Here is a 20,059-nt window from a genome sequence, read left to right on the forward strand (position 1 = left end):
CCCAGCTAGACCACTGGGTTGATAGGCCGGAGATGGAAGCCTTGTAAGGGGTGGAGTCGACCGGTACTAATAGGCCGAGGGCTTACAACAAACATGCTACGCATCCACTGTACGGTATCTGAGACACCGACCACGATCTGATGGTGGTTGGATTGTTTCATAGTGTTACGGCGGTCATAGCGGTGGGGAAACGCCCGGTCCCATCCCGAACCCGGAAGCTAAGCCCACCAGCGCCGATGGTACTGCACTCGTGAGGGTGTGGGAGAGTAGGACGCCGCCGGACTTACATTGAACGAAGTCCCCTGTCTCCTCAGCGACAAGCTGAGTCGAGACAGGGGACTTCGTCATGTTCAGGAAAGGGAACCGCGGGCACGCCAATATGCCGCCACCGGGTGGGCAGTGGCGGCTGGCGGAGGGGACCTCAGCGGGTGGGCACGCCGATCGGCAGCTCGGCCCGGACATCGTCACCGTGGTGGGTCAGCGTCGCCCCACAGGTGCGCAGGGCGCCGAGCGCGGCCGCGTTCCCCGAGGTCGAGTCGGCCACGATGGTGCGCACGCCCACCGCGGCGGCCTCGGCGACCAGGGCCCGCAGCGCGGCGGTGCCGATGCCCTTGCCTCTGGCCGAGCGGCCCAGCCACATGCCGGTCTCGGCCTCGTCGGTGGACACCCTGGCCATCCGGATCATGCCGGTCAGGCTGCCCTCGGCCTCCACGGCGTACATGACCGTGCCGTGCGCGCCGTGGAAGTGCGACCGGTGGAACTCCCGGAACGCGTTCTCCGCGGCCGGTGTCCAGGTGTCGCCGTCCGGCACCGGGGGCATGACGTCGATCGGCCTTGCCTCGTGCACGGCCACGGTGAGCAGCCGTTCGGTGGTGGCCTCGTCCAGCGGCAGTAACCGCACCACCGGGTCGGTGGGTTTGTCGGCGCGCACCACGTCGTGCATGCGCTCCAGGAACCGGCGGGCGATGCCGAGCTCGGCGCCGTCGAACTCGCGCATGGCGGCGAGCATGTCCCGGGTGACCCCGCCGAAGAACGCCCAGCCGAGCCGTACGGCCTCGTCCTGGACGGTCAGCAGTACCCGTCTGCGGTCCCGGTTGTCCCTGGTCCGGCGTACGTATCCGGCTCGGACCAGGCGGTCGACCAGGGCGGTCACCGAGGCCGAGTTGAGTGCGAGCTTCCCGCTGAGCCAGCCCGGCGTCGCCGGGATCTCCTCGCGCCGTGCGTCCAGCAGATGGACCAACGCGCGCAGATCGGTCGGGTGCAGGCCGTTGGCTGCGGCGAACTCCGAGCCCATCAGGTCGAGGCGGCCGGTGATCCGGCGCAGCAGGTATACCAGCTCCAGCCCCGCGTCCCCGTCGTCCACGTCCACGTGGCACCTCCGCGTGAGCGCTGCCGCGGCAGCGCGGTCAAAGTGGCGGAGCCGACCCGGGCAGGTCCTGGTCGACTCCGATCGGTCGAAAGCAAAGTCCTGACTGCAAGTTCACTCATCGAACCGTCGCGATCGCACATCCGTCGTCGCACGAGAAGTCCCGGATCCGAACGATCCGGGGGCCTTCCGGCGGCCGGGCCGGAGGGGCGGTCTTGACTGGATCGGTCACGCGGTGTGGCGGGTCAACGGCCTGAGCGGCTGCCCGGGGTTGACCCGGGCAGCCGCCCACATCCGGCCCGTCCCAGCCGGAGACTAGCCGCGCAGAGCCGAGATCAGCTCGCCGTTGGTGGTGTCACCGGACAGCTCCCAGAAGAAGGTGCCGCCGAGACCCTGCGAGTTGGCCCAGTTGCGCTTGCCCGCGATGGTCGCCGGGGTGTCGTAGCTCCACCAGTTGGTACCGCAGTACGCGTACGCGGTGCCCGCGATGGTGCCGTTCGACTTGCAGCTGTTCTTGAGGACCTTGTAGTCCTCGATGCCTGCCTCGTAGGTGCCCTGGGCCGCGCCGGTGGCCGTGCCGCCCGGGGCGGCCTGGGTGACGCCGGTCCAGCCGCGGCCGTAGAAGCCGACACCGAGCAGGATCTTGTTCGCCGGGATGCCCTTGGCCTTCAGCTTGTTCACCGCGTCCGCCGAGTTGAAGCCCTCGTGCGGGATGCCGGTGTACGAGGTGAGCGGGGAGTGCGGGGCGGTCGGGCCCTTGGCGTCCCACGCGCCGAAGAAGTCGTAGGTCATCGGCGAGATCCAGTCGAGCTGCTGCGCCGCGCCGTTGTAGTCGGCGAGGTCCATCTTGCCGCCAGCCGACGCGTCGGCGGTGATGGCGGCGGTGATGAGGAAGCTCTGGCCGAACTTGGCACGCAGCGCGGTCAGGAGGGTCTTGAGCGCGTCCGGGCCGCTGGTGTCACAGGTGAGGCCGCACGCGTTCGGGTACTCCCAGTCGATGTCGATGCCGTCGAAGAGGCCCTTCCAGCGCGAGTCGTTGATCAGGTTGTAGCACGAGTTCGCGAAGGCGGCGGCGTTCTTCGACGCCTGGCCGAACCCGCCGGACCAGGTCCAGCCACCGAAGGACCAGAGGACCTTCAGGTTCGGGTACTTCTTCTTCAGCTTGAGCAGCTGGTTGAACGAGCCGCGCAGCGGCTGGTCCCAGTTGTCCGCGACGCCGTCGACGCTCTGGTCGGCGGTGTAGGCCTTGTCGTAGTCGGCGTACGAGTCGCCGATCGCGCACTGGCCGTTGGTCACGTTGCCGAACGAGAAGTTGATGTGCGTCAGCTTCGCGGCCGAACCACTGGTGTCGATGTTCTTGACGTGGTAGTTGCGGCCGTACACGCCCCAGTCCACGAAGTAGCCGACGACCCGGTTACCGCCGCCGCCCGGGTTGGTCGTGGTGGTGGTCGTGGTCGTCGAGTCCGACGGCTTCGTGGTGGTGGTCGTGGTGGTCGACGTCGTCGTAGTGGTCGTCGACGTCGTGGTGGTGGTGGTCGGGTTGGTACCACCGGTGCACGGCGCACCGTTGAGGGTGCAGCCCGAGGGGTTGCCGGGGCCGGTGCCGTTGAAGCCGAACGAGGCGGTGCTGCCCGCGGGCACGTTCCCGTTCCAGGACAGGTTGGTGAACTTGTAGTGGTTACCCGTCTTGGTCAGCGCCGCGTCCCACGCCGACGGGATGTTGGTGCCCGTCGGGAGGTCGAACTCGACAGCCCAGCTGCTGAGCGCGCTGCTGCCACCGTTGCTGATGGTGACCTTTCCGCTGAAGCCGGTGCCCCAGTCGGACGTCTTCTGGAACTCCGCCGTGGGGGACGCCGCACCGCTAGCGGGCGCGGCCACGACGCCGAACGTGACGGCGGCCGCGGCGACGGCCGCCGCGGTCAGATGCCATCGGAACCTGGACAATTGTTCACCTCGAAGGGGAGCAGGGATAACACTGTCTACCGTGGTCCAGACCAATTATTCGGGACAAGGTCTAGACCAATAGTCTCACTCGAATGGAGCAATTGCGCCAGTCGAATGGACGCCAACGGTGCGCGTCCGGTAACGCGCGGTTACGGTTCCACCAGTCCTGACGTGGCGGTATGTCTGAGTCGCCCGGAAACGGCCGATCCGGCGAGCGCCTCCGCGGCCGCCCGCAGACCGGACCACGAGCCGCCGAACGTGTCCACCCGGCCCAGCGTGCCCAGCTCGGGCCCCGCGATGCCGGTCTCCACGTGCACGACCCCGGTCGCGACCCGGACCAGCTCGGCCACCAGCGCGGTCACCGCCGGGTACCGGTGCGCGTCGCGGGTGGCCACCACCACCTCGCGGCCGCGGGCCTTGGCCACCAGGTCGCCCGGTTCGTCGGCGGCGACCCGCACGGCGGTGGCGCCGGGCAGCAGCTCGGTCAGGTGCGGGCCGAGGCCCCAGGGGACCGGACCTGCGGCGATGGTCGGGTCGACCACGATGTCGACCACCAGCGGGCTGTCCGACAGCGCGGGCAGGTGATTGGTCCGCAGCGCCTTGCGCGCCACCGCCATGCCCAGCTCGCGCTCGTCGCGGGCCACCACGCCACCGCGCGGCGACACTCCCAGCGACCGGGTGCGCTCGGCCGCCTCGGCCAGTCGCTCCTCGGTCAGCGTGCCCGCCAGCACGGCGGCCACGATCCGGTCCACCATCGAGGTCACGGCCTCGGCGTAGGAGATCTCCCCGCCGATGCACAGCGCGTCCGCCCCCGCCCTCAGGGAGCGCACGGCCGCGTCGGCCAGGCCGTCGGCGTTGCCGAGGTGCCCGGCGACCGCGCCCATCTCCAGCGCGTCGGTGACGACCGCGCCGGTGAAGCCCAGCTCGCCGCGCAGGATCTCCTCGATGGCGATCCGGTTGACCGTGGCCGGGTCGTCGCCCCACTCGGGCACGACCAGGTGGCCGGTCATGACCGCGCGGGTGCCCGCGGCGATCGCGGCGCGGAACGGGACCAGTTCCATCGCCCGCAGCTCGTCCGGGGTGCGCGGCAGCACCGGCAGCTCGAAGTGCGAGTCCGAGGTGGCCGCCCCGTGCCCGGGGAAGTGCTTGGCCGTGGTGGCCACGCCCGCGCTCTGCATGCCACGCACGTAGGCGGCCACGTGCGCGGCCACCGCGTACGGGTCGGACCCGAAGGCCCGCACCCCGATGATCGGGTCGTCCATGGTGAGCGTCAGGTCCGCGCACGGCGCGAGATCCAGGGTGACCCCGCAGGCCGCGAGCCGGGCGCCCAGCGCGGTGCCGACCTCGGTGGTGAGGTTCAGGTCGCCCGCCGCGCCGAGCGCGAGCGGGCCGGGCAGCGTCGAGCCGGTGGCGGCGTCGAGCCTGGTGACGTCGCCCCCCTCCTCGTCGATGCCGATCACCACGTCGTCGCGTTCGCCGCGCAGCTGGGCGGTGAGCGCCGCGACCTGGTCGTCGTCGGCGATGTTGCGCCCGAAGAGCACGACACCGCCCATGCCGCCCGCGATCCGTTCCCGCACCCAGTCCGGCGCGGTGTGCCCGGAGAACCCGGGCAGCAGCACCGACTCGGCCAGTGCGCGCAGTCGCTGTTCGCCCATCAGCCCTTCACCGCCCCGGCCGTGCCGCCGGACACCAGCTTGCGCTGGACCAGCAGGAAGAAGATCAGCGCGGGGATCGCGTAGACCACCGAGGCGGCCATGATGCCGCCCCAGTCGGTGCCGAACGCGGTCTTGAACGTGGACAGCCACACCGGCAGCGTCTGCTTGTCCTTGTCGCGCATGAACACCAGGCCGTAGAGGAACTCGTTCCACGCGGTGATGAAGCCGAACACCGAGGTGGCCACCAGGCCGGGGCCGAGCAGCGGCAGGGTGATCCGGCGGAACACGCCCCAGCGGCCGCAGCCGTCGACCATCCCGGCCTCCTCCAGCTCGACCGGGATGCCCTTGACGAACCCGCGCAGCGTCCACACCGTGAACGGCAGCGTCAGCGCCACGTACACCAGGATCAGGCCGGGCAGCTCGTTGAGCAGGTCGGCGTCGCGCATGATCAGGTACATCGGGATGAACAGCGCCTCAAGCGGCGCCACCTGCGCGATCAGCACCAGCAGCAGGAAGCCCTTGCGGCCGCGGAAGCGCAGCCGGGCCAGCGGCACGGCGGCGAGCATGCCCGCGATCAGCGAGCAGGCCACCGCGCCGAGCGTCACGATCAGGCTGTTGGTCAGGAAGGTCGTGAAGCCCGGCTTGGTGACCGCGTTGACGAAGTTCTTGAACGTCGCCGACAGCGGGATCAGGTCGTAGGCCGGGGACAGGATCTGCGCCGGGGTCTTGAGCGCGGTGGTGAACATCCAGTAGGTCGGGAAGAAGAACACCAGGGCCACGACCAGGCCGACCACCGCGAGCGCCAGCCGTTGGGCGTGCGTCTTTCGCAGCATGGCTCTACAGCTCCGTTTCCGGTGAGCGGATCAGCAGGCGCATGTACCGCCAGGTGATCGCGACGAGCACGATCAACATCAGCACCGCGACCGCGGAGGCGATGCCGAAGTGGCTGGCCGCGATGCCGCGCAGGTACAGCAGCACCGGCAGGGTCGTGCTCCCGCCGTCGGGGCCGCCCTGGCGCATCGCCCACACCTGGGCGATGACCTTGAAGTCCCAGAGCACCGACAGGAACGTGACCATGGTCAGCAGCGGCTTCACCGCGGGCCAGCTGACCGCGCGGAAGGCCTGCCAGCCGCCCGCGCCGTCGAGCGCGACGGCCTCATAGAGGTCCTTGGAGGTGCCGATCAGGCCCGCGTAGAGGGTGAAGGCGATGAACGGCACGGCCTGCCAGACCACCAGCAGCCCGATCACGATCAGCACGTCGCCACCGGTGCTGAACCAGGAGTGCCCCTGGAAGGAGTCGAAGCCGAGCTTGACCAGCGTCTTGTTGAGGATCCCGTACTGCTGGTCGAAGATCCACTGGAACACGGTGGTGGTGGCGATGATCGGCGTCGCCCAGGCCAGCACCAGGGAGACCTGCAGGACGATCCGGACCCACCTGCTCAGGTGCCGCATCAGCAGCGCGATGCCCAGGCCCAGCAGCAGCGTGGCGACGACGGCGCCCGCGGTGAACAGGACGGTGCGCAGCCCGATCTCCCAGAACCCGGGGTCGGACAGCACGTTGGTGTAGTTGTCGAAGCCGACCCAGACGACCTTGCCCTTCACCAGCTCGCCCAGGTCGAGCTTGCGGAAGCTGATCAACAGCACCTGAATCGCGGGCCAGCCGAGCAGTGCCACGATCAGCACCACGGCGGGCAGCATCATCAGGTAGGGCACGGCCACGTCGGCGAGGGGGCGACGGGCCCGGCGCCGGGCGCCGGGCCGCGCGGCCGGCGGGGGAGTCCCCGCCGACCGCGCGGTGTCCACGGTAGTGGTCATCGTGTCTCGATCAGCTGCCCGAGAACGCCTTGTTCAGCGCGTCATCGGCGTCCTTGGTGGCCGCGTCGATCTGCTTCGCGCCGGTCAGGTACGCGGTCAGCATGTCCTTGAGCGGGTTCTGGCCCGCCTCGACGGTCGCCCAGCCCGGGGTCGCCGGGAGCGCGTGGCCGTTCTTGGACGCGGCGGCCATGGCGGCGTTGACCGGGTCGGCCTCCAGGGCGCTGACGTCCTTGGAGGTGCCCGGGATCATGCCCGCCTTGGCGAACTCGGCCTGGTACTTGTCGCTGGTGATCAGCTTCAGGTAGTCCTTGGCCAGGTCCTTGTCCTTGGAGTTGGCCGGGATGGCCAGGTCCGAGCCGCCCTGGAAGACCGGCGCGGTCTTGCCCGCGGTCTTCGACGGGATCGGGAACGCCGAGGTCTTGTCCTTGATGGAGGGGTCGGACTTGGCCGCGGTGGCGACCTCCCACGGCAGGGCGATCATCATCGCGACGTGGCCCTGGGCGTAGATGCCCGCCTGCTCCGGGGTCTGCTCGTCGGCGTCCTTGGGCGCCTTGGTGCCCGAGGCGTCGACCAGCTGCTTGTAGAACTCCAGGCCCGCCTTGGCCTCCGGGGTGGACAGCGAGGCGGTGAACTTGGTGCCGTCCTTCTTGGCGATGTCGCCGCCCTCGTCCCAGATGAACGAGGCCAGCGTGTACCAGTTCTGGCCGGGCAGGTACAGCGCCTGGAACTCCGGGTCGCTCGCGTTGGCGGCCTTGAGCTTGGTGATCGCGTCCAGCCACTCCTGGCGGGACTTCGGCGGCGTGGTGATGCCCGCCTTCTCGAACAGGTCCTTGCGGTAGAGCACCTCGCGGTTGGCGGCGTAGAACGGCACGGCGTACTGCTTGCCGTCCCACGAGCCGGAGTCCTTCAGCGACGGCAGCCAGTTGGCGCCGTTGAACGAGTCGGCGTCGGCGGTGACGTCCTCAAGCACGCCCTCGCTGGCGAACTTGGGCGCCTGGGTGTTGCCGATCTCGATCAGGTCCGGGGCGTCGTTGCTGGCCAGCGCGGTGGTCAGCTTGTCCTGGATGCCGTTCCACTGCTGCTCTTCGTACTTGACCTTGACGTCCTTGTGCGTGCTCTCGAACTCCTTGTTGAGGGAGTCGAGCAGGCCCTTGGGCGCCGAGCCGTTCATCAGCCACACGGTGATCTCGCGCGGCCCGGAGGGGGCCTGGGACGAGGTCGACGGGCTGTCGCCGCTGGACCCCGCGCAGCCGGAGACCGCGAGGGCGATCGCCACCCCTCCGACCAGTGCCTTCGACCAAACTCTCACAGTGATGCATTCCTTCCGGACGCTGCCCCGTCCGAGGTTGGGCGGGGCGAAGGACTTGAGTGGTTTAGACCATTGCGATTAGAGTGGTCCGTACTTCTCGGGCTTGTCAAGATAAATGCTTAAACGTGACATCAGATGTCCGTCTCGACGCGGGTCGCCGACGCATGGGCGAGCAAGGAACAACATGGGTGAGAACCTGCCCGGCGATGCCGTGGAAAACGGTAAGAAATCGCCTCGAACACCGAAGCACTGGGAACTCAAGGAGCGGCTCGCCGAGCTGCTGCGGGTGGTGTCCCCCGGCGGCTCGTTGCCCGGGGAGCGAGCCCTGGCCAGCGAGTTCGGGGTCTCCCGCACGACCGTGCGCAAGGCACTGGCCGAGCTGACCGCGGAGGGCAGGCTGACCCGTGTGCACGGCAGCGGCACCTTCGCCGGGGAGGGCAAGCTGACTCAGCGGCTGCAGCTGTCCTCCTACACCGAGGACATGCGCTCGCACGGCCGTAGACCCACGTCCTCCCTGCTCGACGCCCGGATCGGGGCCGCCGACCCGGAGCTGGCCGCGCTGCTGGGCATCCGCTCCGGCGACGACGTGCTGCGCCTGCGCAGGCTCCGGCGGGCCGACGGCGAGCCGATGGCCATCGAGACCTCGCGGCTGCCGCTGGCCCGCTTCCCCGGCCTGGACCGCTACGTCGGCGACGGCTCGCTCTACGGCGTGCTCTACCAGCACTACGGCGTGGAGCTGGGCCACGCGGAGGAGACGATCGAGACCGCGCTGGCCACCCCGGCCGAGGCGGCGCTGCTGGGAAACGAGGCAGGCGCGCTCATGCTGCTGCTGTCCCGGCATTCCTTCGACACCGAGGGCAGGCCGGTGGAATGGGTCCGCTCGGTATACCGGGGGGACCGTTACAAATTCGTGGCCACCCTGGTCTCGCCGCGTCCTTCGGAGCAATCGCGGCGCGCGTGAGGACGATTTCCGGCCCGGCACCCCGGTCGGGCCGGAATATCCCGGGAAGCATTCCTTCCCGCGTCGTCCGGCCGGTTCGGGCCGGGTGGTTCCTCGCTTTCTCGGTGCGGGCGCCGGGCCGCTCACCGGTCCGTGACCGCGCGCCCGGACCCCCCGGGCCCGCGACCGGGGACCCCCGGGCGCTGCTGCCATGGCCGGGGCCCGGACAGCGGTCGGTACTCCACGCCGAGCGCGTCCAGCCGGGGCAGGTGGTGCTCGGCCACCCGCCGCACGAACTCGTCCTCGTCCACCTCGGCCTGGTGCGGGCTCCACACCACCTCGGCGAACGCGGCGAGCCGGGGGAAGGCAGCGTAATCGACCCGACGCGGATTGTCGAAGTGCTCCGACCACAGCTGCGCCTGCGCCCCGAGCACCCGGTGCCGGGCCTCGGCGGGCAGCGCGGCCGGGACCGGCTCGTAGGCGCGCACGTCGGCGAGCGTGTGGATGTAGCCCACCGGCACCGGCTCGTCGTCACTCGCCGACTGCCGGTGGTCCAGGTAGATCCGGGTCTCCGGGCACATGACGACATCGTGCCCCGCCAGCGCCGCGCGCACACCCGCTGCCTCGCCGCGCCAGGACGCCACGATCGCCCCGTCCGGCAGGTCACCGGCGTCCACGATCTCGTCCCAGCCCAGCACCCGCCGCCCGTGCCCGGCCAGATGCCTGGCCAGCGTGCGGATGAACCAGCCGTGCAGCTCGTCGGGGGAGTCCAGGTCCAGCTCGCGGACGCGTTCCTTGACCGGGACGCTGTCGTTCCACTGGGTGGTGGGCACCTCGTCGCCGCCAAGGCACACGACCGGCGAGTCGAACACGGTCACCACGTGGTCGAGCACGGCCCGGCAGAACTCCAGGGTGGTCTCGGCCGGGTCGAGCACGTACTCGCTGACCCCCCAGGCGTGCCAGACCGGGATCTCCCGCTTGGTGACCCCCAGCTCGGGGTAGGCGGCGATGGCGGCCTGGCTGTGCCCGGGGATGTCCACCTCGGGCACCACGGTGATGTGCCGCTCGCGCGCGTAGGCGACGATCTCGCGCAGGTCGGCGGTGGTGTAGTAGCCGCCGTGCGGGCGGCCGTCGTGGGTCGGGTCGCCGTCGGGCTGCCTGCCCACCCAGGACCCGACGCGCCAGGACCCGACCTCGGTGAGCCGGGGGTAGCCGGGGACCTCCAGCCGCCAGCCCTGGTCGTCGGTGAGGTGGAAGTGCAGCACGTTGAGCTTGTGCGCGGCCATCAGGTCCAGGAACCGCAGCACGGCGGCCTTGGGCAGGAAGTGCCTGGCCACGTCCAGCAGCACGCCGCGCCAGCCGAACCGGGGGTGGTCGGCGATCTCGCCGCAGGGCAGCGTCCACGGGCCGTCGTGGATGTCGGCGGCGCGGAAGGCGTCCGGGCCGAGCAGCTGCCGCACGGTCTGGGTGGCGTGGAAGGCCCCGGCGGCGTCGTGCGCGAGCGCGGTGAGGCCGGTGGTCGTTATGGAAAGTCGGTATCCGCCTGGCTCTGGCACCGCGGCCGGGTCGATGACCACAGTGGTCGGGTCCGTCACGGCCGCGACCGAGTCGACGACGAGTTCGCCGGGGGCGGGGCTGGCGGAGACCGGCCGGGGGATCAGGGTCGCGAAGCCGGTCATCCCGCGGGGATCCTTCCGGAACTGGTTGCGCTCTGTGCAACCAACGTTTCACTGGCGGCAATCCGGGATGGTAGAGCGCCGGATCTACCGGCACAAGTTCCACCGATCAGGCGAACTCCACCCAGACGGCACCCCGCACCGGGATGCTGCCCGCGACCGGACCGAGTTCACCGGTCGCCGGGTCGCGCGGCAGCCAGGTGACCGTGTCCGAGTGCTGGTTGGCCACGTAGAGCCACCGCCCGTCCGGTCCGAGCGCGCAGTGCCTCGGCCAGGCCCCACCGGTCGGAGAGGTCTGGACCAATACTGGCCCGCTGGACTCTACCCGCAGCACCGCGACCGCGTCCTCGCCCCGGGTGGTCGCGTACAGGAACCGCCCGTCCTGGCTGACCACGATCTCCGCCGGGTACGTCGGGTCCGGCGCGTCCGGCCCGGTCACCCGCACGCTGGAGCCCGGGTTGAGGGTGCCTGCCACCCCGTCCCAGTGCGCCGTGGTGATCTCCGGCCGCAGCTCGGCCAGCACGAACACCCGGGTGCCGTCCGGGTGGAACACCAGGTGCCGCGGCCCGGTCCCGGCGGGCAACGGCATCCGCGAGTGCGCGGTCAGCTTCCCGGTCCGCTGGTCCAGCCCGTGCACGAACACCGCGTCCGCGCCCAGGTCCACCGACAGCAGCCACCGCCCGCTCGGATCCGGCACCACCTGGTGCGCGTGCGGCGTGGCCCCGGGGTGCCGAACCTTGCTCGCCACCGGCCCCACCGACCCGTCCCCGCCGAGCCGGTTGGCCGCCACGACCCCGTCGCCGTAGTGCGCGGTCACCACGTACCGCCCGACCACGGCCAGATGAGTGGGCCCGTTCCCACCCGAGAGCTGCGACTGCCACACCACCGGCTTCCCCGGATCCGACACGTCCACCGCGGTCACCCGCCCCTGCGCCAGCTCCGACACCGCGTAGAGCGTCCGCCGGTCCGCGCCGAATGCCAACGCCGACGGCTCCCGCAGCTCGGTCAACGCACCGGTGACCCGCAACGCGGGCCCGTCCGCCTCGGCGACCACGAGCCCGTCCCCGCCGAGCGTGCCGATGTAGACGGCCTGGGTGTCGGCCTCGGGAACGGGGTAAGCGGATTCGGACCGGGACATCTCAGGCGCCCGCCCTTCGGATCGAGTGGCCGGGCAGTTCCCCGGTGGGTGTGCCGTCCGCGATCACCGGGACGCCGTTGACCAGGACGTGCGGGATGCCCGTGGCCGGTTGCCTCGGCTCGGCGTAGGTCGCGGTGTCGGTGATCGTGGTCGGGTCGAACAGGACCAGGTCGGCGGCGTGGCCCACGCGCACCAGGCCGCGGTCGGTGAGGCGCAGGCGACGGGCGGGGCGGCCGGTCAGGTGCGCCACGCACTCCTCCAGCCCGAGCACGCCCAGTTCACGCACGTAGTGACCGAGGTAGCGGGGGAAGGTGCCCCACGCCCGCGGATGCGGCCGGTCGCCGACCAGCAGCCCGTCGCTGCCGCCGGTGTGCGCGGGGTGGCGCATGATCGCGCGCACGTTCTCCTCGTGTCCCACGTGCATCAGGCACGAGGTGCCCAGCCGCTCGCGCACCAGCGTGTCGGCGAACAGCTCGAACGGCGGCACGCCCGCGGCGGCGGCCGACTCGGCCACCGTGCGGCCCACCAGGTGCCGGTGCTCGGCCAGTCGCACCCCGTTGATCTCGATGGCGGTCCAGTCCACCGGCACCCCGTGGCAGCCGTCCGAGCCGGTCTCCTCCAGCTCCGCCCGCACCAGCTCCCGGGTGTCCGCGTCGGACAGCCGGGCGAGTGTCTCGGCCGCGCCGCCCGCCGCCGCCCAGCTCGGCAGCAGCGCCGACAGGTAGGTGGCGCCCGCCAGGTACGGGTAGGTGTCCAGTGTGACGTCCGCGCCGGTCTCGTCCAGCAGCGCCAGCAGCTCGCCCGCGCGGCCCGCGTTCACCGGGAAGTTCATCGTCGCGTGCGCCAGGTGCAGCGGGCAGCCGGTGCGCGCGCTCAGCTCCACCATCTCCCGGTACGCCTCCAGCGCCCCCGCCCCGTAGCTGCGGTGGTGCGGGCTGAAGTAGCCGCCGTGCGCGGCCACCACCTCCAGCAACGCCGACAGCTCCGCCTCCTCGGCGTACATGCCCGGCGCGTACGTCAGCCCCGCCGACAACCCCACCGCGCCCTCGCGCAGCCCGGTCGCGGTGATCTCGCACATCCGCGCGATCTCCGCGGTGGTCGCGGGCCGGTCCGCCCAGCCCATCACCATCATCCGCACCGTCCCGTGCGGCACCAGGTAGGCGGCGTTCACCGCCACGCCCTTGTCCAGCCTGCCCAGGTAGCAGCCCACGTCGCGCCAGTTCCAGTCGAACCCGGGCGGGTCCCCGTTCCAGCCCGCCAGCTGCGCGCGCAGCACCGCCAGCGTCTCGTCGTTCACCGGCGCGTACGACAGCCCGTCCTGCCCCAGCACCTCCAGCGTCACGCCCTGGGAGATCTTGGCCAGGTGCTCGGGCTCGGCCAGCAGCCGCAGGTCCGAGTGCGAGTGCATGTCGATGAACCCGGGCGCCAGCACCAGCCCGTCGGCCTCGGTCACCCGGGTGCCCGGCGCCGCCGACAGCCCGCCTGCCAGGTCGATCTCGGCGATCCGGCCCGCGGCCACCCGCACGTCCGCGCGGTAGCCGGGGGAGCCGGTGCCGTCCACGACGGTGGCCCCGCGGAAGAGGATGTCCGGTGCGGTCATGTCAGAAGAAGGTACGGACGAGGTCGACCACGGTCTCCCCGTCCGCCCCGGTCACCGGCAGCAGCACCCACTTGTCGAACACCGTGCACGGGTGCGAGAGCCCCATCCCCACCCAGTCGCCCACCTCGACCCGGGTGCCCGGGTCCAGGGCCAGGAACGTGTGCTGGTCGTTGACCGCGCTCACCCGCGCCCCGCTCAGCGCCCGCGTGCCCGACCGGGTGCGTAACACCTGCGGCTCGGGCATGTCCAGGTCGTAGGGCACGTCCCGCTTCCCGCACGCCAACAGCGCCAGCCCCGGCTCCGGCTGCGAGATCACCTGCGCCCATGCCCGCAGCGCCGAGCGCAGCGGGGGAGCGGCGTCCAGCCGCGGGTGCTCGCCCAGCGGCGAGATCGCGCGGTAGTGGCCGTCGTCGTGGGTGATGTAGGCGCCGCTGCGCAGCACCGGCAGCACGTCCAGACCCGGCCACGGCCCGGTCAGCAGGTCGGCGACCTGGTCGAAGTAGGCGCTGCCGCCCGCGGTCACGATCACTTGCGACGTCTCGAACCCCTCCCGCAGTGCGAGCACGGTCTCCCGCAGCCGCGCCAGGTACGCGTCCACCGCTGCCAGTGACTCCGCGCCCGCGTCGTGCCCGGCCGGGCCCTCGTAGCCGCCGACCCCGGCCAGCCGCAGCGCCGGGCTCGCCACCACCGCCGCGGCCACCGCCCGCGCCGTCGCCAGGTCCCGCACCCCGGTGCGCCCGCCCGGCACGCCGACCTCGACCAGCACGTCCACCGGCCGCGCGGGCTCCCCCAGCCCCTCGGTCATCAGCTCCACCGCGCGTACCGAGTCCGCCCAGCACACGAACTCGAACCCCGGGTCCGCCGCCAGCTCGGCCGCCAGCCACGCCAGCCCGTCCGGGTCGACCAGCACGTTGGCGAACAGCACCCGGCTCACCCCGAACGCCCGGTACACCCGCAGCTGCCCGGTGGTCGCCGCGGTGATCCCCCACGCGCCGTGCTCCAGCTGGCGGGCGAACAGCGCGGGCGCCATGGTCGTCTTGCCGTGCGGGGCCAGCAGCAGCCCGCGCTCGGCGCACCAGCCCGCCATGGTGGCCAGGTTGTGCTCAAGGGCCTCGTTGTCCAGCGCCACGATCGGCCCGGTGAACCCGTCCCGGAACAGGCCGGGCCGCGTGCGCAGCGCCTCCCCGACGGTCTTGCCGAACAGCGCGTGCGGCACCGATTTGAACCGCCAGTCCAGCGGTTCCGCGGCCAGCCTGCCCAGTGCCTCGCGGTCGATGCGCGCGGGACCCGGCACCGCGACCCCCTCCGGTCCTGGGCACCCGAGCGGCGCCCGCTCCTGAGCACCCTAGTCGAATCGCACTGCCGACCAGGAAGACCAATTGCGCGTGACGCAACGGTTGGTGCGCTATGTGATACGAAGTGTGTAGCATTCCGCCGGTGCCGGTCAATGACACCGGGACGCGCGGGGGGCATCACCGGTTGCCGGAGAGGGATGGGGTGCTGGTGCGACAGGTCGAGCAGGCCGCGGGGACCCGCGTGCTGTGCCTGGGGGAGTCGATGGCGGTGTTCGTGCCCGCCGAGCCCGGCCCCGCGCACGAGGTGCGCGCCTGGACCCGCGTCGTCGGCGGCGCCGAGTCCAATGTGGCCTGCGCGCTGGCCGGGCTGGGCGTGCCCGCGGCCTGGGTGAGCGCCGTCGGCGACGACCCGTTCGGCCGCGCCGTCGTGGCCGCGGTCGCCGCCGCCGGGGTGGACGTGAGCGGCGTCCACGTCGACCCGGCCCGCCCGACCGGCCTCTACATCAAGGAGAGCGACGCCGCGGGCAGCCCCGTGCGCTACTACCGGCGCGGCTCGGCCGCCGCGGCCATGGGGCCCGAGGTGCTCGACCGGGTCGACCTCGCGGACGTGGGCGTCGTCCACGTCAGCGGCATCACCGCCGCCCTGTCCGCGGCCTGCCGGGACCTGCTGCGCGCCGTGCTCGACCTGCCGCGCACCGGCTTCCGGGTGTCGTTCGACCTCAACTGGCGGCCCGCGCTGTGGGTCGGGGAGGATCCGGGGGTGCTGCGCGACCTGGCCGCCCGCGCCGACCTGCTGCTCGTCGGCGCCGACGAGGCCGAGACCGTATGGGGCGCCGCCCGCCCCGCCGACATCCGCGCGCTGCTGCCCGAACCGGAGACACTGCTGGTCAAACAGGGCGCGCAGGGCGCCACCCTGATCACCCGCGACCCCGCCACCGGCCACGACCTGCCGCCGGTGTTCGAACCGGCGCTGCGCGTCGAGGTCGTCGAACCGGTCGGCGCGGGCGACGCGTTCGCCGCCGGGTTCCTGGCCGCCGTCCTGGCAGGCTGGCCGCCCGCGCGGTCGCTGCGCGCCGGGCACCTGCAGGCCGCCAACGTCCTGCGCACCCACCACGACATGGCCGACCCGCTGCCCCCCGAGACCGTCGGCGACCTGCTCGACGCCGACCCGCGCGCCTGGGCCGCCGCCTGCCTCACCGCCCAGGGGGTGTGCCGGGGATGAGCCAGAGCCTCGACCGCGCGCTGACCCTGCTCGACGCCCTCGCCGAGGGCCCGCGCACCCTCGACCAGCTCGCCGAGCACGCGCACGTGCACAAGACCACCGTGCTGCGGCTGCTGCGCACCCTGGAGGCGCACCGCTTCGTGCAGCGCGACGACGCCCGCCACTACCGGCTCGGCACCGCCCTGTTCGATCTGGCCAACCGCGCCCTCGACGACCGCGACGTACGCCGCGCCGCCGAGCCCGCGCTGCGCGAGCTCAACGAGCTGACCGGGCACACCGTGCACCTGGCCAGCTACGAGGGCGGCGAGGTCGTCTACATCGACAAGTACGAGAGCCGCCACCACGTCCGCATGTACTCGCGCGTCGGCAAACGCGCCGCCCTGCACTGCACCGCGGTCGCCAAGGTCCTCGTCGCCGCCTTCCCCGAACCGCGCCGCCGCGAGGTCGCCGGGTCCATCGAGTACACCCGGCTGACCGCGAACACGATCACCACCGCCGAGGCCTACCTGGCCGAGCTGGCCGCCGTCGCCGAGCGCGGCTACGCCGTCGACGACTCCGAGCACGAGGACTTCATCCACTGCGTCGGCGCCCCGGTCCGCGGCCAGCGCGGCGAGGTGCTGGCCGCGGTGTCGGTGTCCGTGCCCAAGATCCTGCTCGACTACGACGGCCTGCTCGCCCTCGTCCCGGACCTGCTGCGCGCCGCCGACAAGGCCTCGGTCGCCTGCGGCTGGACCCCCGACCGCTGATCCGTCCACACCGGACCGTGGTCCGGAAACCGTCACCCAGGAGGACAACCATGCCCAGGACCGCGCTCACCCCCGCGGGCAAGCCGCCCGCCGTGCCGCTCTCGCCCGGGGTGCGCAAGGGCAACATCGTGCAGGTGTCCGGCCAGGTCGCCTTCGACCCGGAGACCGGCGGGATCGTCGGCACCACCGTGGCCGAGCAGACCGAGCAGGTCCTGCGCAACGTCCAGGCCGTGCTCGCCGAGGCGGGCGCCACCGAGGCGGACGTGGTCATGTTCCGCGTCTTCCTCACCGACGTGGCGCACTTCGCCGAGATGAACGAGGTCTACGCCCGCTTCCTCAGCGAGCCCAAGCCCGCCCGCACCACCGTCTATGTCGGATTGCCGCCGGGGCTGCTGGTGGAGATCGACGCCTTGGCAGTGCTGGATTGATTTTGGCTACCCTTGACTCAACCTTGTGCCGCCCTTGGACGTCCGATGGGCGGATTCCCCCACAGGTTCGAGGAAGGGTGACATGGTCTTCAGGAAGATGCTCCGGGCCCTCGGGGTCGGCGGCCCGAGCGTCGACACGGTGCTGACCGACTCCCGGGTCCACCCGGGCGGCGTGCTCTCCGGCGAGGTGCGCATGACCGGCGGCGAGGCCGACGCGGACATCGATTACGTCGCCTTGTCGCTGGTCACCAGGGTCGAACGCAGCGACGACAGCTCGGCCGCGGTCGAGTTCGACCGGGCCGTGGTCGCGGGCCGGTTCACGTTGCGCGCGGGCGAGTCCCGCGCCATCCCGTTCGAGTTGCCGGTGCCCTGGGAGACCCCGCTCACCGAGGTCTTCGGCGCCCACCTGCACGGCATGGCCCTGGGCCTGCGCACCGAACTGGCGGTGGCCAAGGCCGTCGACAAGGGCGACCAGGACCCGGTGCACGTCGTCCCGCTCCCGTCCCAGGCGGCGGTGCTCGCCGCGTTCGGTGACCTCGGTTTCCGTTTCAGGACCGCGGACCTGGAAGCGGGCCGCATCCAGGGTGTCCACCAACGGCTGCCGTTCTTCCAGGAGATCGAGTTCTACCCGCCGCCGCACCTGGCGCGCGGCATCTCCCAGGTCGAGCTGACCTTCGTCACCGACCCGGAGGGAATGGCGGTGGTCCTGGAGGCCGACCGCCGCTCCGGTCTGTTCCACTCCGGCGGCGACGTCTACGGCCGTTTCCACGTCGGCCACCGCGAAGCCGAACACACCGACTGGGCGGCCCGGATCCACGAGTGGCTGGACCAGGTGGCCGGTCGTCGGGCAGGCCACCCGGGCCACGGCCAGCACGGCGGCCACGGGTTCCACGGCGGCCACCATGAGGGTCCCGGCATCGGTGGCGTGGTCGCCGGGGTCGCGGGCGGCATCGTCGGCGGCATGGTCCTCGGCGAGGTCTTCGACGGCATCGGCGACCTCTTCGGCGACGACGACTAGTTCACAGTGGACGGAAGGGCGGACCGGAATCCCGGTCCGCCCTTCGTCTTACCGGCCGGGTACCGTCCGCACGGTGTCCGACTTCGAGGAGTTCTGGCGAGAACGCCACCTGTGCACCCTCACCACCCTGCGCCCGAACGGCTCCCCCCACGTCACCCCGGTCGGCGCCACCTACGACCCCGAGGCCGGGGTCGTCCGCGTGATCACCTCACGCGGCTCCGCCAAGGCCCGCAACGCCCTCGCGGGCGGCCGTGCCGCAGTGTGTCAAGTGGACGGTCGCAGGTGGAGCACCCTGGAGGGCCCCGCGACCGTCCTCGACACCCCGGCCCGGGTCCACGACGCCGAACGCCGCTACGCCGCCCGCTACCGCGAGCCCCGCCCCAACCCGGAACGGGTGGTCATCGAGATCACCGTCGACCGCTGCCTGGGCACCATCCGCCCCGAGCACCGCGCATAGCGCGAGATCCCTAGGCAGGTTCCCACAGCTCGACCCGGTTCCCCTCCGGATCACTCACCCACCCGAACCTCCCCACCCCCGCCATCTCCTGCACCTCATCGGAAACCCTCGCCCCGCTCTCCCCCAGCTGCCCCAGCATCGCGTCCAGGTCCCGAACCCGGAAGTTCAGCATGGTCTGCTGGGACGCACTCCCGAAGTAGTCCGTCCCAGCCTCGAATGCGGCGAAAACAGTAGGCCCGTCGGCCTGCCGCCACGCCCCATGCGGGTCCGGATCCAACCCGAGGCAATCCCGATACCAGGCACTCAACGCCTCCGGGTCCGCGGCGCGGATGAAATACCCACCGATCCCAAGCACACGTTCCATACCCGGTGATCGTGCCAGGACGGCGGCCCGCTACCGAACCGTCCCCGCCGCCTTCAGCCCGGCGTAGTCCCCGGCGCCCAGCAACCGCCGGGACGTGTCGCACGGCGCGCTGGCGGGTGTCATCGTCTGCGCCGCGTTGCGCGTCTGGTCCACGTGCGCGAGCCCGGCGGTGTGCAGCCGCTCGTGCGTCATCGTCGTCTCCAGGTCGTACAGCTGTCCCGCGCATCCCGCGGGCATCGTGGTGAACCAGGTGTAGGCGACGTTGTCGATCAGCAGGTCGGAGGCGATCACCGCGCCCTTGGAGTTGAAGAACGTGCAGGTGTAGGCGAGCACCTTGGGCGGCAGCGACCCCCACCCGGTCACCGACTTGCCGTCGTTGCCGGTGCAGGTCAGGTCGCTGGCCACCTGCGGCTTGACGGTGGCCGCGCCGCCGTACTTGTAGACGGTGGTGAACGTGGTGGGCAGGCCGCACCGGTTGGCGCCCTTGGCCACGGTGTTGCCCGCGTTGGTGATCGCCTGCAGCGCGGTGTTCGCCACCGCGGGCGGCGCGCCGTCGGCGTTGTAGAGCCAGGTGAGCGTGCCCGCGACCTTCCACGTCTTGAGCGCGTAGCTCTGGTCGCTGCACGAGGTGTCGACGTCGGCCTTCACCCCGCCCGCGTTCTGCGCGTCGGCCGGGCTTGCCTCGACTCTGCCCGGTTCGTCGTCCGCGTCGCCCGCCATGATCGCCTCGCCGACGACGAACACCTGGTCGTCGTCCGCGCTGCGGATCGGGATGGGCGGCGGACAGGTGACCACCGTGCCGGCGGCGAGGACGGTGGCGGCGAGCAACGCGATCGAGTGGCGGCGCATGACGGATCCCCTTTCGTCGGTGGGCTGTCGACGGCGGGGACCGTGCCGGAGTGGACCGAGAGGGTCGACCGGACAAAGGACTATGTTCCCGGTCACTTTCGGGGTCAAACTCTTCGGCTGCTCGGGAGCACCCGAGTTGAGCGGGCAGTTGTGTTTCGGTTGCGGTCGGTAGCCACCATCGGGTGACCCGCGTCCGGCGCCGCGCCCCTGGCGGACTTACGTTGTTCACACCCGGGC

18 protein-coding genes and 2 rRNA genes are annotated in these 20,059 nt (G+C 71.5%); 8 read left to right on the forward strand and 12 right to left on the reverse strand.

The window, feature by feature from the left end:
• Together C503_RS0133520 and rrf are read left to right on the forward strand one after the other, a co-directional pair.
• Positions 1-91, forward strand: a 23S ribosomal RNA gene (locus C503_RS0133520); the annotation flags it as partial.
• Between the two features lie 75 nt (positions 92-166).
• Positions 167-283 (forward strand): 5S ribosomal RNA (gene rrf, locus C503_RS0133525).
• Between the two features lie 138 nt (positions 284-421).
• On the opposite strand, the gene C503_RS47485 is transcribed toward rrf, so the two are convergent.
• The 6 genes from C503_RS47485 to C503_RS0133560 form a co-directional block, all read right to left on the reverse strand.
• A complete protein-coding gene (locus C503_RS47485; RefSeq protein ID WP_018686602.1) occupies positions 422-1,369 on the reverse strand; it encodes a GNAT family N-acetyltransferase in 948 nt (315 codons plus the stop codon).
• Between the two features lie 312 nt (positions 1,370-1,681).
• On the reverse strand, positions 1,682-3,310 hold the full coding sequence (locus C503_RS0133540) for a glycosyl hydrolase family 18 protein (protein WP_018686603.1): 1,629 nt from the start codon (positions 3,308-3,310) through the stop codon (positions 1,682-1,684).
• A 149-nt stretch (positions 3,311-3,459) separates the two neighbouring features.
• Positions 3,460-4,965, reverse strand: coding sequence for a glycoside hydrolase family 3 N-terminal domain-containing protein (locus tag C503_RS0133545; RefSeq protein WP_018686604.1), 1,506 nt, complete (start codon positions 4,963-4,965; stop codon positions 3,460-3,462).
• Complete coding sequence (locus C503_RS0133550; RefSeq protein ID WP_018686605.1) at positions 4,965-5,798, reverse strand: carbohydrate ABC transporter permease; 834 nt, start codon at positions 5,796-5,798, stop codon at positions 4,965-4,967. Before C503_RS0133550 ends, C503_RS0133545 begins: the two co-directional genes overlap by 1 nt.
• Positions 5,799-5,802: 4 nt before the next feature.
• On the reverse strand, positions 5,803-6,780 hold the full coding sequence (locus C503_RS0133555; RefSeq protein ID WP_018686606.1) for a carbohydrate ABC transporter permease: 978 nt from the start codon (positions 6,778-6,780) through the stop codon (positions 5,803-5,805).
• 10 nt (positions 6,781-6,790) lie between these two features.
• Entirely contained in the window at positions 6,791-8,089 is a 1,299-nt protein-coding gene (locus C503_RS0133560; RefSeq protein ID WP_026316963.1) for a sugar ABC transporter substrate-binding protein, read from the reverse strand.
• Positions 8,090-8,273: 184 nt separating this feature from the next.
• Between C503_RS0133560 and C503_RS0133565 the strand changes: the two genes are divergently transcribed.
• The gene (locus tag C503_RS0133565) at positions 8,274-9,050 is read left to right on the forward strand and encodes a GntR family transcriptional regulator (protein ID WP_018686608.1); all 777 of its coding nucleotides are present in this window, start codon (positions 8,274-8,276) and stop codon (positions 9,048-9,050) included.
• Between the two features lie 122 nt (positions 9,051-9,172).
• Here C503_RS0133565 and C503_RS0133570 read toward each other — a convergent pair whose 3' ends face one another.
• The 4 genes from C503_RS0133570 to C503_RS0133585 form a co-directional block, all read right to left on the reverse strand.
• Complete coding sequence (locus C503_RS0133570; RefSeq protein WP_018686609.1) at positions 9,173-10,708, reverse strand: beta-N-acetylhexosaminidase; 1,536 nt, start codon at positions 10,706-10,708, stop codon at positions 9,173-9,175.
• Between the two features lie 106 nt (positions 10,709-10,814).
• Positions 10,815-11,843 (reverse strand): lactonase family protein, encoded by a 1,029-nt coding sequence (locus tag C503_RS41875; RefSeq protein WP_018686610.1) that lies wholly within the window; start codon positions 11,841-11,843, stop codon positions 10,815-10,817.
• 1 nt (position 11,844) lies between these two features.
• Positions 11,845-13,443 (reverse strand): N-acyl-D-amino-acid deacylase family protein, encoded by a 1,599-nt coding sequence (locus C503_RS0133580; RefSeq protein ID WP_018686611.1) that lies wholly within the window; start codon positions 13,441-13,443, stop codon positions 11,845-11,847.
• 1 nt (position 13,444) lies between these two features.
• Complete coding sequence (locus C503_RS0133585) at positions 13,445-14,737, reverse strand: amino acid deaminase (protein WP_018686612.1); 1,293 nt, start codon at positions 14,735-14,737, stop codon at positions 13,445-13,447.
• A gap of 263 nt (positions 14,738-15,000) precedes the next feature.
• Between C503_RS0133585 and C503_RS0133590 the strand changes: the two genes are divergently transcribed.
• From C503_RS0133590 to C503_RS0133610, 5 genes are all read left to right on the forward strand, one after another.
• The gene (locus C503_RS0133590) at positions 15,001-15,960 is read left to right on the forward strand and encodes a sugar kinase (RefSeq protein ID WP_245572648.1); all 960 of its coding nucleotides are present in this window, start codon (positions 15,001-15,003) and stop codon (positions 15,958-15,960) included.
• A complete protein-coding gene (locus C503_RS0133595) occupies positions 15,957-16,706 on the forward strand; it encodes an IclR family transcriptional regulator (protein WP_018686614.1) in 750 nt (249 codons plus the stop codon). The genes C503_RS0133590 and C503_RS0133595 overlap by 4 nt, the downstream gene beginning before the upstream one ends.
• 50 nt (positions 16,707-16,756) lie before the next feature.
• Positions 16,757-17,134, forward strand: coding sequence for a RidA family protein (locus C503_RS0133600; RefSeq protein WP_018686615.1), 378 nt, complete (start codon positions 16,757-16,759; stop codon positions 17,132-17,134).
• An 82-nt stretch (positions 17,135-17,216) separates the two neighbouring features.
• Complete coding sequence (locus C503_RS0133605; protein ID WP_018686616.1) at positions 17,217-18,152, forward strand: sporulation protein; 936 nt, start codon at positions 17,217-17,219, stop codon at positions 18,150-18,152.
• Between the two features lie 73 nt (positions 18,153-18,225).
• A complete protein-coding gene (locus C503_RS0133610; RefSeq protein ID WP_018686617.1) occupies positions 18,226-18,609 on the forward strand; it encodes a pyridoxamine 5'-phosphate oxidase family protein in 384 nt (127 codons plus the stop codon).
• A gap of 10 nt (positions 18,610-18,619) precedes the next feature.
• Here the strand turns inward: C503_RS0133610 and C503_RS0133615 are convergent, their stop codons facing one another.
• Both C503_RS0133615 and C503_RS0133620 read right to left on the reverse strand, forming a co-directional pair.
• The gene (locus tag C503_RS0133615) at positions 18,620-18,973 is read right to left on the reverse strand and encodes a VOC family protein (RefSeq protein ID WP_026316966.1); all 354 of its coding nucleotides are present in this window, start codon (positions 18,971-18,973) and stop codon (positions 18,620-18,622) included.
• 30 nt (positions 18,974-19,003) lie between these two features.
• Positions 19,004-19,822, reverse strand: coding sequence for a hypothetical protein (locus C503_RS0133620; protein ID WP_018686619.1), 819 nt, complete (start codon positions 19,820-19,822; stop codon positions 19,004-19,006).
• Positions 19,823-20,059: the final 237 nt, after the last annotated feature.

The organism is Actinokineospora enzanensis DSM 44649, assembly GCF_000374445.1.
Classification (GTDB): domain Bacteria; phylum Actinomycetota; class Actinomycetes; order Mycobacteriales; family Pseudonocardiaceae; genus Actinokineospora; species Actinokineospora enzanensis.

Coding starts and splice junctions, on each gene's coding strand:
- C503_RS0133545 (WP_018686604.1), bottom strand. CDS start 4,965: ATGGGCGAACAGCGACTGCGCGCACTGGCCGAGTCGGTGCTGCTGCCC.
- C503_RS0133550 (WP_018686605.1), bottom strand. CDS start 5,798: ATGCTGCGAAAGACGCACGCCCAACGGCTGGCGCTCGCGGTGGTCGGC.
- C503_RS0133555 (WP_018686606.1), bottom strand. CDS start 6,780: ATGACCACTACCGTGGACACCGCGCGGTCGGCGGGGACTCCCCCGCCG.
- C503_RS0133565 (WP_018686608.1), top strand. CDS start 8,274: ATGGGTGAGAACCTGCCCGGCGATGCCGTGGAAAACGGTAAGAAATCG.
- C503_RS0133570 (WP_018686609.1), bottom strand. CDS start 10,708: ATGACCGGCTTCGCGACCCTGATCCCCCGGCCGGTCTCCGCCAGCCCC.
- C503_RS41875 (WP_018686610.1), bottom strand. CDS start 11,843: ATGTCCCGGTCCGAATCCGCTTACCCCGTTCCCGAGGCCGACACCCAG.
- C503_RS0133580 (WP_018686611.1), bottom strand. CDS start 13,443: ATGACCGCACCGGACATCCTCTTCCGCGGGGCCACCGTCGTGGACGGC.
- C503_RS0133590 (WP_245572648.1), top strand. CDS start 15,001: ATGGCGGTGTTCGTGCCCGCCGAGCCCGGCCCCGCGCACGAGGTGCGC.
- C503_RS0133595 (WP_018686614.1), top strand. CDS start 15,957: ATGAGCCAGAGCCTCGACCGCGCGCTGACCCTGCTCGACGCCCTCGCC.
- C503_RS0133600 (WP_018686615.1), top strand. CDS start 16,757: ATGCCCAGGACCGCGCTCACCCCCGCGGGCAAGCCGCCCGCCGTGCCG.
- C503_RS0133605 (WP_018686616.1), top strand. CDS start 17,217: ATGGTCTTCAGGAAGATGCTCCGGGCCCTCGGGGTCGGCGGCCCGAGC.
- C503_RS0133615 (WP_026316966.1), bottom strand. CDS start 18,973: ATGGAACGTGTGCTTGGGATCGGTGGGTATTTCATCCGCGCCGCGGAC.
- C503_RS0133620 (WP_018686619.1), bottom strand. CDS start 19,822: ATGCGCCGCCACTCGATCGCGTTGCTCGCCGCCACCGTCCTCGCCGCC.